Annotated in this window: 12 protein-coding genes; all 12 read right to left on the reverse strand. The window is 38.7% G+C overall.

What is annotated here, in order from left to right; all coding sequences use genetic code 11:
- Positions 1–156 precede the first annotated feature (156 nt).
- Entirely contained in the window at positions 157–816 is a 660-nt protein-coding gene (phoU, locus tag HCJ30_RS12015; protein ID WP_008948735.1) for a phosphate signaling complex protein PhoU, read from the reverse strand.
- Between the two features lie 12 nt (positions 817–828).
- Entirely contained in the window at positions 829–1,608 is a 780-nt protein-coding gene (gene pstB / locus HCJ30_RS12020; protein WP_008948736.1) for a phosphate ABC transporter ATP-binding protein PstB, read from the reverse strand.
- A 14-nt stretch (positions 1,609–1,622) separates the two neighbouring features.
- Positions 1,623–2,438: a phosphate ABC transporter ATP-binding protein PstB gene (gene pstB / locus HCJ30_RS12025; RefSeq protein ID WP_003725427.1), complete on the reverse strand. Its 816-nt coding sequence runs from the start codon at positions 2,436–2,438 to the stop codon at positions 1,623–1,625.
- A gap of 26 nt (positions 2,439–2,464) precedes the next feature.
- A complete protein-coding gene (gene pstA, locus HCJ30_RS12030; RefSeq protein ID WP_149045352.1) occupies positions 2,465–3,349 on the reverse strand; it encodes a phosphate ABC transporter permease PstA in 885 nt (294 codons plus the stop codon).
- Positions 3,346–4,269, reverse strand: a complete 924-nt coding sequence (pstC, locus tag HCJ30_RS12035) for a phosphate ABC transporter permease subunit PstC (protein ID WP_077949479.1) — start codon at positions 4,267–4,269, stop codon at positions 3,346–3,348. Before pstC ends, pstA begins: the two co-directional genes overlap by 4 nt.
- A gap of 93 nt (positions 4,270–4,362) precedes the next feature.
- Positions 4,363–5,271 carry a phosphate ABC transporter substrate-binding protein gene (locus HCJ30_RS12040; RefSeq protein WP_185392339.1) on the reverse strand — a complete coding sequence of 303 codons (909 nt, stop codon included), beginning with the start codon at positions 5,269–5,271 and terminating at the stop codon, positions 4,363–4,365.
- 254 nt (positions 5,272–5,525) lie between these two features.
- A complete protein-coding gene (gene pnpS / locus HCJ30_RS12045) occupies positions 5,526–7,301 on the reverse strand; it encodes a two-component system histidine kinase PnpS (protein WP_185392340.1) in 1,776 nt (591 codons plus the stop codon).
- The gene (locus HCJ30_RS12050; protein ID WP_185392341.1) at positions 7,301–8,011 is read right to left on the reverse strand and encodes a response regulator transcription factor; all 711 of its coding nucleotides are present in this window, start codon (positions 8,009–8,011) and stop codon (positions 7,301–7,303) included. Before HCJ30_RS12050 ends, pnpS begins: the two co-directional genes overlap by 1 nt.
- Before the next feature lie 150 nt (positions 8,012–8,161).
- Positions 8,162–9,337 carry a PDZ domain-containing protein gene (locus HCJ30_RS12055; protein WP_185392342.1) on the reverse strand — a complete coding sequence of 392 codons (1,176 nt, stop codon included), beginning with the start codon at positions 9,335–9,337 and terminating at the stop codon, positions 8,162–8,164.
- Positions 9,338–9,364: 27 nt separating this feature from the next.
- A complete protein-coding gene (gene cls, locus HCJ30_RS12060; protein ID WP_185392343.1) occupies positions 9,365–10,813 on the reverse strand; it encodes a cardiolipin synthase in 1,449 nt (482 codons plus the stop codon).
- 126 nt (positions 10,814–10,939) lie between these two features.
- Positions 10,940–12,247 carry a murein hydrolase activator EnvC family protein gene (locus HCJ30_RS12065; protein WP_185392344.1) on the reverse strand — a complete coding sequence of 436 codons (1,308 nt, stop codon included), beginning with the start codon at positions 12,245–12,247 and terminating at the stop codon, positions 10,940–10,942.
- 119 nt (positions 12,248–12,366) lie between these two features.
- Entirely contained in the window at positions 12,367–13,545 is a 1,179-nt protein-coding gene (locus HCJ30_RS12070) for a C40 family peptidase (protein WP_185392345.1), read from the reverse strand.
- Positions 13,546–13,586 lie beyond the last annotated feature (41 nt).

Genomic DNA, 13,586 nt, shown 5'->3' on the forward strand with positions numbered 1-13,586 from the left:
AAGTGATTCTCCCTGATTAAATGCTATAATTTTTTTATCAATATGGAAGGAGAGCTGGGGAATAAAAATGGTTTTAAATATTTGAGAAGTTATTTAAACCGCCTAACACACCAAAAAGAGCCCGATTAACCTGTGGAAAGGAAAATCGGGCTTTTTTTATCTATTTAAATCTTCAATTTCGCCACTCTTCAAGTAAACAATCCATTCGCACACATTCGTTACATAATCACCAATGCGTTCGATATATTGAGAAACTAATAACAATTGCGAAACATCTTCAATATGTTCTGGTTCTTCTTGCATGAAATGAATACATTTTTGATAAACGATTTTGTGTAGCTTATCAACCTCATTATCACGCATTGCAATTTCTCGAGCAGCAACGTCATCCTCTGCAAGATATGCTTTTAACACATCTTGTAACATTGATTTTACGATTTCGCCCATTTCGGGGATTTCCGGAATGGGCTTTAAAACTTTACTTTCGCCAATTAAAATAGCTGTTTTGGCAATACTTACTGCGTGGTCGCCAATCCGTTCTAAATCAGAACTTGTTTTCAGCACAGTAACAATTTTTCGTAAATCCATGCCAACTGGTTGTTGCAAAGCGATTAATTCAAAAGAGCGTTGTTCCAGTGAAAGTTCCATGTTATTGATTGCTTTATCTTCTGCGACTACTTGTTTCGCAAGTTCCGTATCGCGGTGCACAAGCGACTTCACTGCTTTAAAAATTGCTTCGTTCGCAAGCATTCCCATTTCCATTAGATGTTGGTGCAAGTCGTTTAACTGTTCCGTAAAAATTTTTCTGACTACCATAATAACACTCCTTTATCCAAATCGTCCTGAAATATAGTCTTCGGTTTCTTTTTCTGCTGGGTTAGTAAAAATACTTGTTGTATCCGCAAATTCCACGATGCGACCGTTGAGGAAAAAGGCCGTTTCATCGGAAATTCGGGAAGCTTGTTGCATATTATGCGTCACAATTACAATGGTATAATCTTTCTTTAGTTCTAAAATCAAGTCTTCCACTTTCGCTGTCGAAATGGGATCTAGTGCCGAAGTTGGCTCATCCATCAAGATGACATCCGGTTTAACGGCAAGCACGCGCGCGATACATAGTCGCTGCTGTTGTCCACCTGACATTCCAATCGCCGAACGATCCAGCCTATCATGTACTTCTTCCCAAAGAGCCGCCTGACGCAAACTTCTTTCTACTATCTCATCAAGCACTTTTTTATCTTTCACACCGTGCATCCGCGGTCCATAAGCGACATTATCATAAATCGAAAATGGGAACGGGTTGGCTTGTTGGAAAACCATACCCACTTTTTTTCGTAAATTAACCATATCGATTTTAGGATCTTGGACATTTTCGCCACCAATATGGATTTCACCAGTTGTTTTCACATTGGGAATTAAATCATTCATTCGGTTAAGCGTTCTAAGGAAAGTAGATTTCCCACAACCCGATGGACCAATTAAGGCAGTCACTTGATTCTTCTTAATATTTAACGCGATTTTTTGTAGTGCTTGTTTGGAACCATAAAATAAATCTACATCTTTTGTTTCAATGATATATTCTACTTTTTCAGCAGTTTCGGTTGTCATAAAAAAGCTCCTTTCTAGCCAAAGTTACCAGAAATATAGTCTTCGGTTTGTTTTTGTTGAGGATTCGTGAAAAGTTCGGATGTTCCTGAGAATTCCACGACTTCGCCTAAATAGAAGAAAGAAGTGTAGTCAGAAACCCGCGCTGCTTGTTGCATATTATGCGTTACGATAATGATTGTATATTTATTTTTCAGTTCATTGATTAAATCTTCAATTTTACTTGTTGAAATCGGATCAAGTGCAGATGCTGGTTCATCAAGCAGTAACACTTTCGGCTGCATGGCAACAGCTCTAGCGATACAAAGTCGTTGTTGCTGCCCACCGGAAAGCGATAGCGCACTTTTTCCTAAATCGTCCTTTACTTCGTCCCACAGAGCTGCACGACGCAAACTTTTCTCCACGCGCTCCATAATTTCTTTTTTATTTTTCATGCCATGACGTTTGAGTCCAAAAGCAACATTTTCATAAATGGATTTGGTAAATGGGTTTGGTTTTTGGAATACCATCCCGATTTCTTTACGAACGTTGTACAAATCGACTTCTTTACGGTTAATATTAATGCCATCGTATAAAATTTGGCCTTCCATACGGCAACCGTCAATTTCATCATTCATGCGATTTAAGGCTCTTAAATAAGTAGATTTCCCGCAACCAGATGGCCCAATCAGAGCTGTCACTTTATTTTCCGGGAAAGTTAAATCAACACCTTTGATTGCGTGATTATCCCCGTAATATACGTGCAAATCCTCGGTCGCCATTGCAGCAGGAAGTGAATGAGGATCTGGTGTTGCTTGTAAAATTGTATTGATTTCAGGTTTCTTTGTTAACATCATTTTAATCTCCTTTTCCTGGCTTTTTACGACGAGGTCATGCGTTTATAAACAAATTTTCCAAGCAAACGAGCTAGGACGTTGAAAAGTAATACCGAAAGAATTAATACAGCAGAGGCTCCGTCCGAAACAGCTTGCGCATCCGGCATAATTCCTTCCCCATTAATTTTCCAAATATGAACAGCTAGCGTTTCTGCTGGGCGGAAAATATTTAGTGGTGATGCTGGGTTCATTGGGTTCCAGTCAGTAAAATCAAGGATTGGCGTACTCTGCCCTGCTGTGAAAATAAGCGCGGCTGCTTCACCAAATACCCGTCCTGCTGCTAAAATAACCCCTGTAATAATTGCTGGTAGTGCGGCTGGAACAAGTACTCGCGTAATCGTTTCCCATCTGGATAAACCTAGCGCAAGCCCGGCCTCACGTTGCGTGTTTGGAATCGCATTAAGTGCTTCTTCGACAACACGAATTAATAGTGGTAAATTGAAAATCGTTAGTGTAAGCGCCCCGGAAATAACCGAGAAGCTCCACCCCATTTGGATAACAAAAACAAGGAAACCGAATAGCCCAACAACGATAGATGGAAGTGAGGAAAGCACTTCAATCGTTGTGCGAATTAAATCTGTAATCCAATTTTTACGCGCATATTCTGCCATATAAATTCCCGCTCCGAGCGAGATAGGGACAGAAATAATCATAGTAATAATGAGCATATAAAATGAATTCCAGATTTCTGGGCCGATGCCACCGCCAGCTTGGAACGACTGTGGTGGGGTCGTCAAAAACTTCCAGCTAAGTTGCGGAACACCTTTTACTAAAATATAGCCTAATAAACCAGCTAAGATAACAACAATTAATACGGCAATAGCATAAAATACGCCTGTTGCGATTTTATCTTTTGTTTTTACATTCATTTGACTTTCCTCCTACGTCCGATGAAGCGGATCACAATGATGAAGAATAGTGACATTGCTAGTAGCACCATTGCAAGTGACCAAAGGATATTATTATCAAGCGTGCCCATAACTGTATTTCCCATACCCATTGTTAAAATACTAGTTAATGTGGAAGCTGGCTCAAATAATGATGTTGGAATAACAGCCGAGTTCCCGATAACCATTTGTACAGCAAGGGCTTCACCGAATGCACGAGCCATCCCAAAAACAATCGCTGTCAAAATCCCAGAGCGCGAACTACGAAGCACGACTTTCCAAATCGTTTGGAAACGTGTTGCTCCAAGCGCCAAAGAAGCTTCGCGGTAATGACGTGGCACAGATTTAATCGCATCTACGCTGAGTGAAGTAACAGTCGGCAAAATCATGACCGTCAAAACAACTGTCGCCGCTGCAATACCAAACCCGCTTCCCGAAATATGGTCACGAATAAACGGAACGACTACACTTAGTCCAATGAATCCATAAACAACAGATGGAATACCAACTAAAAGTTCCATAACTGGTTGTAAAACTTTTTTCCCAAACTTAGGTGAAATTTCCACCATGAAAATTGCGGCACCAATTGCAAGTGGTCCGGCAATACAAGCCGCAAAAAGGGTTACTGCAAAGGAACCAATAATCATCGGCAAAGCGCCAACTAATGGATTACCATTTGCATCTTTTTGCGAAGGATTCCAGTCTGTTCCAGTTATAAAATCAACAAAAGACACTTTATTGACCGTAAATGTAGCTAAACCTTTTGATATAACAAAAAATAAAATAGACGCTGCGGCAATAACCATGATGGAAATACAAATGAATGTAATAATTTTGCCTCTAGTTTCGAGATGCGCCTTTTTAGAAGTTTGTGTAAGCTTCTTTTCTTTTATCGCTTCCAAGTCACGTAAGCTCCTTTCTCCTCCCATGTTTACTCCTAACATGGGTATACGTCTATCCCGATACTACTAGGATAGACGCCCATTTCATTCTTTTTATTTTACGTCAGTTAGTTTACCAGATGCATCGCGTTCCACTTTCATGGATTTGATTGATTGGTAACCAAGTTGTGGTACGATATTGTTTTGTACTTCATCAGAAGTCATATATTTTAAGAAAGTTTTTGTTAGACCTTTTGGTTCGCCATTAGTATACATATGTTCATAAGACCAGATTTTCCAGTCGTTTGTTGCTACTTTATCTTCTGTTGGTTCAACGCCGTCTAGTGAAAGACCAACGACAGAAGCGTCAATGTAAGAGAATGCTAGGTAGCTGATTGCTCCTGGAGTTTCGCTTACGATTTTACGAACTGTACCAGATGAATCTTGTTCTTGTGCTTTAATTGGTGTTTTACCATCAAGTCCCCATTTTTCGAAAGTAGCACGTGTTCCGCTTCCTTCTGCACGGTTGATGATTGTAATTTTCTCGTCTTTACCACCAACGTCTTTCCAGTTAGTTGTTTTACCAGTGAAGATATCGATTAATTGTTGTTTAGTGATGTTTTTAACGCCTACATCTTTATTTACTACTGGAGCCATTCCGACAACTGCTACACGGTGATCAACTAGTTTCGAAGCATCTACGCCGTCTTTTTCTTCAGCGAATACGTCCGAGTTACCAATTTCTACTGCGCCTTGTTGTACTTGTGTTAAACCAGTTCCAGAGCCGCCGCCTTGCACATTAATTTGTGCTTTAGGGTTCGTGTTTGTAAATTCTTTGGAAGCTGCTTCAACGAGTGGTTGAAGTGCAGTGGATCCGACTGCTGTTAATGAGCCAGAAACTTCTTTATCCCCTTTTGTTGATCCGTTTGCTTTATCTGATGAACTGCTGTCACTTCCACATGCTGCGAAGACAAGCATTACTGCTGCTAACATTGCTACTATTCCCAAATACTTCTTTTTCATTATCTTATTCCCACCTTGTTTTTTAATTGTTATTCCTTACAAGTATTACTATAACGCCTGAGATTTAAGGTGGTGTGTAGCTAATGTTAAGTAATTGTAAATAACCACATTTTTTGTCGGAAATGTAAACTTTTTTATGAATATCTTTCAAATAGAAGGCAAACTGGTAAATTATCACCCCAATTTTGTTCGTTTCGTAAATAAAATAAAAATATCCTGTCCGAAAGATTACATTCTTTCAAACAGGATATTTATTAGGCTTTTTTTGGTAAAGTGACGCGGAATGTCGAGCCAACTTCTTCTTGGCTTTCCACTTCGATTCGTCCGCCGCAATTTTCGACGAGATGTTTAACGATGGAAAGTCCAAGGCCGGTGCCGCCTGAGTGTCTGCTACGCGCTTTATCCACTCGGTAAAAACGTTCAAACACACGGTCAATATCTTTAGCTGGGATGCCAATTCCGTTATCAGTTACTTCTATTATAACTTCGGCTTCTTGCTCGATTAATTTAACTTCTACTTTTCCATCTACTGGTGTGTAGTTTATTGCGTTAGAAAGCAGGTTAATTAAAATTTGTTGTAATTTATCACGATCAGTTTCAATCATAACGGATGTGGTTGTTTTTTCTGGGATGATAACTTGGATATGTTTTTCGGTCGCCATTTCGAAAATAGTGCGGGCTGATTGTTCGATAACGTCATCCATATCAACTAGCTCGATATTTTCTGGGACCGGATTTTGTTCAATTCTGGAAAGCGCGAGGATATCCATAATTAAACGATGCAACCGGTCACTTTCTTCTTTAATAATCGTTAAGAATTTTTTGAGTAACATTTCGTCGTACATCGCGCCATCAAGCAATGTTTCCGCGAAGCCTTTTAGTGCGGTTACTGGTGTTTTTAGTTCGTGCGACACGTTTGTTACGAATTCAGAGCGAACATTTTCTAAATGACGAATCTGGGTAATATCATGCAAAAGTAAGATAATCCCGGTAATTTCTCCATTCTCAGCTAAAATTGGTGAAACACTTGCATCTAAAATCATTTCACGTGGGAAATAAAGAATAATTTCTTTTTGTTGAATCGTTTTTGTTTCAAAAGTTGCTTCAATTAACTGGCTAAGCGCGAAACTTTTAATAACTTCATAAAATGGCTTGCCAGTAATTTCTGTTTCTCCTAAAATTTGATACATCGTCCGGTTAGTCATGATTACTTGCTTGTCGATATTGATAAGCATGACGCCGCTGACTAAGTTTTGGACGATTGCATTGAGTCGTTGTTCATTTTGCTTAATTTCAAACATTTGCGTTTCTAAGCTTTCCGCCAATGTATTTACACTGATGGAAAGGTCTTGAAGTTCGCCGCTGACTTTGCCGTGAATGCGGCTATCGTATTTATGATTAGCCAAGTCCGTTGAAACTTCGATGATTTCGCGAACCGGTCTAGTGATTTTTCTAGCGATGAACACGCTGATTGCCGCGATAATCACAAGGGCAATACCAAAAATTAGCGCTAGGTTTCCCCAAAGCTTGGCAACGGCCGCGTCTACAGATTCGAGTGAAATCGAAATTCTTAGCACACCATCTGTTTTATCTTGGTGTTTAACTGGCACGGCGACATAGAGCATGCTGTAACCAAGTGAATCACTCTCACGGATAGAAATACCAACGCTTTTCCCTTCTTCCAAGATATCTGCCACTTCAGGACGATCCATGTGGTTGTCCAGGTTATCCGGGTCCTTTTTCGTGTCAGCTACCACATCACCCTCGCTATCAATCACCGTAATGCGTGCATCAATTTCATCTCCAAGTGGATCAAGACTCTTTTGAATAGCATCGGCATCTTTATCTAGGTCTAGGTTTTCAATATTGGTTGTTTGAAGTAAGATTTTCGCGTCATCTTCTAATTGACTTTCTTTCATATTTAAATAGGTTGATTTCATTAGTTCCCCGGAAAAAACACCAACGATTACCATCACAACGAAAAATAAGATAATAAAGGATAATCCGATTTTCAGCCATAATTTCTTCATTATTTTACGTTCTCCATTTTATAACCAAAGCCGCGAATGGTTTTGATGTATTTCGGTTGCTTGGTATCTATTTCGATTTTATCGCGTAAATGGCTGACATGAACGTCTACAATTCGGGTTTCGCCAACGTAGTCATAATTCCAAACAGTATCCAGCAATTGATCTCTTGAAAAAACTTTGCCGCGGTGGTTCGCAAGGAATAATAATAACTCGAATTCTTTCGGTGTTAAATCCAGCAAATCGTCTTGCAAATACACTTCATAACTATCTGGCAAAATTTTCAAATCGCCAATTAGTATTGTTGCTTCCGCGTCCTCTGTTAGTTCTTCGATGATTTCTGCTTTTCCTTCTGTTCGGCGCAAAATTGCTTTAATTCGCGCGACTACTTCTCTTGGGCTAAATGGTTTTGTCATATAATCATCTGCCCCAAGTTCAAGCCCGATAATTTTGTCTAACTCTTCATCTTTAGCTGTTAACATTAAAATTGGCACGTTTACTTTATCTTGACGAAGTTTTTTCGTTACTTCGATTCCGTCCATTTCAGGAAGCATTAAATCAAGCACAATTAAATCTGGTTTTTCAGAGAGAGCAAGTTCATATCCAGTTCTGCCGTCCTCCGCTGTCACTACATCAAATCCAGCTTTTTCAATATTAAATTGCAGCAAGGTAACAATAGAAGCCTCATCATCAACTACAAGAATTTTTACCAACGTACTTCCCATCCCTTCTTTATGTAACCCTTTTATCTAAAATATAGCATGAATTAACCTTTTTCGGGTAGAAATGCCTTTATATTAATCTTATCTTTACAAAAACTTAAAACACCAATGCTGCTTTCCAACAACACTGGTGCCTTAAAATTATCTTGGTTCAACTAACAACAAACCAAGTTCAAATGATTCATTCTGATAAAGTGCTGTTTGTTCAAAACGTGGTTCGCCGTCATTATCGATTACTTTTAGCTTACAAAATGCACGGTTTAAGTTAAGCGCTTCGTATAATTCTTCGCGCGTATGAACTGGTTGACCGTTCACTTCTGTAATTTTTTCGCCAGCTTTTAAGTTTAAGCGTGCAGAAGGCGTTGCCGCGCGCGCACCTAGAATGACAAGTCCATCCGGCTGCGGTCCAAATTTTTTCGGCAATAATTTTTCTGCGCGATATTGGCTGTAGGAAATCCAGAAACGGCCAATAACAGCGAACATAAAGGCAAATAATGTAAGTACTGGCATGACAATTCCAACTAAACCAGCTACCGCAATGATTGTTGCAAGTGTTGTAACTTGAATAGCGGTTTTCCGACTAGCTTCTTCTGGAAATTGTCCTTGTACTTGTTGTTGGAAACCGATAAACAGCGGTAAAATAATTAGGGAATACGACTGAGAACCAATCGCAAAAACTGGCCACCATTCGAAAATTTTCGTGAATACATCTCCTGGGATAAACATGACGATCGGCACAAACCATAATTTTCTTAACTGATAAGAACCTACTAATTTGCCACGTTTACTTTTTCGTAAGGATGGTGACGGATTTTTTGCACTTGTATATTGAATTAAGAAAGCTTCTATAAATAATAATATCGCAAGTAAAAATGTCATCGAAACCATAAAATTATCAATATAAAGCGAATCATACGTTAAAGCCACATTTTTAAATGGCGCTAAATCAATATCAAAATAATAGCAGAAATAAAAGATCAAACTCGTAATTCCGATTGTAAAAGCAGTCGAACTTAATCGGAACATCCCAACAATCAATAAGAAACATGCTACTGCATTAAAAATGGCAACCCATTCGATCATGACACCAAAACCGATTAGCGCTGTAACGACCGAAATAGCCAATCCAAATAACAAACTTAGTCCGAAGAAATTTTTCAATTCTAACCAAGGTGAGTATATACTGATACTAAATGACTTTCGTTCCCACTTTACGCGGTTGAAACCAGCCATTATAACTAAAAGAATTCCTACATATAATGCTGGTTGTAGAAGCAGTCTACCTATTCCATTTAGTATTTCAACAAAAACATTCATTTTCTACACCAGCTTTCTTTAATACTTCTATAATATAGGCGATAAAAGTCGGCTTACCGCTTCTTTAAATTTAATCCATAAAGACCGTTTTGCATATAATTCAGGTGTCAGTTGATACGATTTTAAAATATCTTCTAAAAAGGCATCTTCTAGTTGCTGCACCATTTGCTTTTCATAAATAAAGGCATTGACTTCAAAATTAAGTCGGAAACTGCGGAAGTCCATGTTAGCTGTTCCGACCGAAGCAATTTCACCATCGACAACGAGTGTTTTTGCGTGAATAAAGCCATTATCGTAAATAAATATTTTCGCGCCTGTTTCCATTAATTCCCCGGCGTAGTTCGTTGTTGCTCGGTAAACGAAAGCATGGTCCGGTTTATTTGGAATCATTACTCGTACATCAACCCCAGAAAGCGCGGCAATTTTGATGGCTTCAAGTAAGCTCGCATCAGGAATAAAATAAGGCGATTGTAAATAAATTGTTTTTTTGGCAGCATTAATCATTTTAATGTAACCATTTTTAATTTGTTGCCATTCAGAATCTGGTCCGCTCGAAACAATTTGCATACTCGTGTGACCTTTCCCATGAAAAGTAGGGAAGTATCGCGCTTTGTAATCAATTTTATGTGTCGATGATGCCGAATTCCAGTCCATAATAAAGCGCGTTTGCATCGCATAAACAGCTTTTCCATGCACGCGTAAATGCGTATCACGCCAGTAACCAAATTTCTTTGATGCCCCGAGGTACTCATCGCCAATATTAAAGCCCCCAATATAACCAACATCTCCATCAATTATCGCTAATTTTCGGTGATTTCGGTAGTTGAGGCGGAAATTAATCAATGGTAATTTGGATGGGAAAAACGGTCTAACTAAACCACCATTTTTTTCAAAGGTACGGAAAAATGATTTTTTTGTCGTCCTTGATCCCATTGCATCATAGATAATTTTAACATTTAAGCCTTCTGCTGCTTTTCGTTCGAGCACGCGCATTAAACGATTGCCAAGTTCGTCGGAATGAAATATATAGTAAATTAGATGTATGTGATCTTTCGCTTTTTCGATATCCGCAATTAAAGCATCGAATTTTTCGTGACCATCCACAAAAAGCTCTACTTCATTGTCTTGCGTCAAAATAGCACCATCATTAACGAGTAATAAATAAATTAAATCGCGATGCTTTTTCACATTCGGATCGCTAAACGGAAATTCTTTTTGCCGAATCATTTCTATTTGGTTGGCAGTAGATTCCTGAATCCCAATTTTTTCTTGCCCTTTCCAATCAAAAATCTTTTTCCCAGATAATTTTCTCCCAAAAATCAAGTAAATAATGAAACCAAATATCGGAACAAAAGTTAAGACTAGTAACCAAGCCCAAGTGGCGGATGTATCGCGTCTTTCCAAGAAGACCGTCACTGCCGCAAAGAATACATTTAATATTAGCAAAATCACTAATAGATAAGCCAACAGCCCCATTGTGTTCCCCCTTTTCTTACACAAACTGATAGTAGTATCATATCATAAAATCGGCGTTTAGCCTATTCCAGTTCGCTTCTATTCCAGAAAAAAACCATTGACTCGATGCCAATGGTTTTAAAAAAATTATAGATATGGTGCTGGATTGACTGGAACGCCATTTTTGTGAATTTCAAAATGAAGATGTTGACCAGTCGATTGGCCGGTTGATCCCATAATACCAATTGGTTGGCCTTGGGAAACGCGTTGACCAGTAACTACTTTTAGGCTGCCTGCGCGCATATGTCCGTATAGTGTTTGGTAACCATTACCGTGGTCAATTTTAACAACATAACCATAGCCGCCAAAGCCACTACCTGAAGCACCGAAGCCAGAAAATACTACTGTTCCTGATGCAGCGGCCGATACTGTGATAGTACCTCCACCTGCAATATCTTGTCCCTTATGAGATTCATATTTACCAGTTACCGGGTTGGTTCGTTCGCTAAATCCAGACGTTAAAATTCCAGATGCTGGTTTAATAAATAGACCACTGCCACCGGAGCCAACTGTTTCGGTTGATCCGCTTGAGCCTGAACCTGAATTATTTACAGTTGTTGAATTGTGAGAACTTGATGCGGCTTCTTGCATACGTTTTTCCTCAGCTGCTTTGATTGCCGCTTCTTGTTTTGCTTTTTCACCAGCGATACTGGAAGCAAGTCGTTTTTCTTCATCAGTGAGCGCACCTTGTTCACTAGCTAAAAGACTTTGTTCGCTCTTCGTTAAGTCTTTTTTATTCGCAAGAGCCATTACTAAATCATTTTTTTCTTGTTTTTGACTTTCCATGTTGTTTTTCGAAACTTCTAATTCAACTGCAAGTACTTTTAAGTTTTCCAGTTTTTTCTCAGAAGTAGTTTCTGCTACTTTTAGTTTATCTTGATCATCTTTTTGGTCTTGCATAATGTCTTGGTCCGCTTTTACAATTGCGGATACAACTGTCACGCGGTCGATAAGTTCTTTAAAATCATTCGCTTCAAAAATCATATCTAAGTAAGCAGTTGCTGTTCCAGTTGTTTGGATAGCACGCGCTCTGTTATCAAGTACTTTTTGACGATCGCGAATGTCGTTACGTAGTTTTTCCATTTCTTTTTTCAGTTGCTTGAGTTTCTCATTTTCAGAATCTACTTTACCTTCTTGCTCTTTTAATTTCTTATCTGTTTCATCAATGCTTTTTAAAAGTGATTCTAATTCTTTAGCAGCGTCTTTTTCAGCGCTTTCTAAGTGGTTTAGTTCTGTGTTTTTCGAATCTAAATTTTTATCGAGTTCTGATTTCTTTTGTTCGATTTCATTTTGGCGTTTTTGCATGTCATTAATGCTTTCCGCATGTGCGCCGCTTAATGGTGCGGCAATAATCAATAGGCTTAGTGCTGTTGCTACCCCATATTTTTTTAACATATTAAGCTCCTTTTCTATTCTCTATTTGACTAGGAACTTCATAATTCCCTTTAATGTTCCATATAAAAAAGCACCTTTGTTTAAAATGACAAAGGTGCTTTTTAACTTTTCAATAATGATTAGAAGTTAGCTACACGGCCATATCCTACAAGATATTTAGCCCAGTAACCGCTAGTGATGTTGTCATATTTAACGCCATTGTTTTGCGCGTTGATCATTTGACCGCCACCAACGTAAATTCCAACGTGAGCAATTCCGCTTCCGTAGTTAAAGAATACTAAGTCACCTGGTTTTGCTTGACTAGCACTGATTTTTGAAGCTGCTGCATATTGTCCACCAGAAGTTCTTGGAAGAGAAACGCCAGCTGCACGGAATGCATAAGAAGTAAATCCAGAACAGTCAAACGCGCTTGGGCCGCTTGCTCCAAGGCTATAAGGTTTTCCAAGTTGCGCTCTTGCTGCAGACATCATCGAACCATATCCGCCACCAGTTGATGGAGCAACATTAGATGGTGCTGCATTGTTACTAGCTGCTTCTACAGATGTAGAATTATTTTTGCTAGAAGAAGAATTATTTGATTCTCCAACGTTTGAAGATGTTGCTGCACGTAAAGCAGTTGCGCGTTCAGACGCTGCTTTAGCTGCATTTACAAGACCAGCTTTTTCGTTTTCAGCAGTAGCTTGTTCAGAAGCTAGTTGAGCAACGATTGCTTCTTTTTCAGCTTTTTGTGCTTCAATTTTGTTTTGTTCTGCTTCGTATTCATGAATTGCTGTTGCTTGTTCTTCTTGTTTTTTCTTAACAGCAGTTTGTTTTGTTTTTAAAGCTTTTTCATCATTTTGTTGATCTTCTAAAATAGTTTTGTCAGATTCAACTAATTGATTAACTGCAGAAACACGACCAACTAAATCGGAAAGGTTTTCTGCATCTAAGATAACTTCAAGATAAGCGTTAGAATTAGAAGTTTTTTGCATTGCGCGAGCACGTTCTTTTAAAACTGTTTCGCGTTCTTTAATACGTTCATTGATACTTTTAATATCTTCATTTAGTTTTTTAAGTTCTTTACCAGTTTGATCAAATTCTCCTTGTAAAGTTTTCGCTTTTTCTTGCGCTTTCTCAAGGTCAGCTACTAAACCAGAAAGATCTGATTGTAAATCTGTTTTCTTAGACTTGATGTCGTTGATTTTTTTATCTTGATTTTGAATGTCTGTATTCACGTCGGCAGAAACATTTGTGGTAAAGGCCGGTGTTAAACTGATAACTGCTGCGAGTGAAATCGCAATAAACGTATTCTTCTTCAAAAAGTTTACCTCCTAAAAAGCTCCCTAGCTTTTTCTTTTAG

The organism is Listeria cossartiae subsp. cossartiae, assembly GCF_014224155.1.
GTDB classification, from domain to species: Bacteria; Bacillota; Bacilli; order Lactobacillales; family Listeriaceae; genus Listeria; species Listeria cossartiae.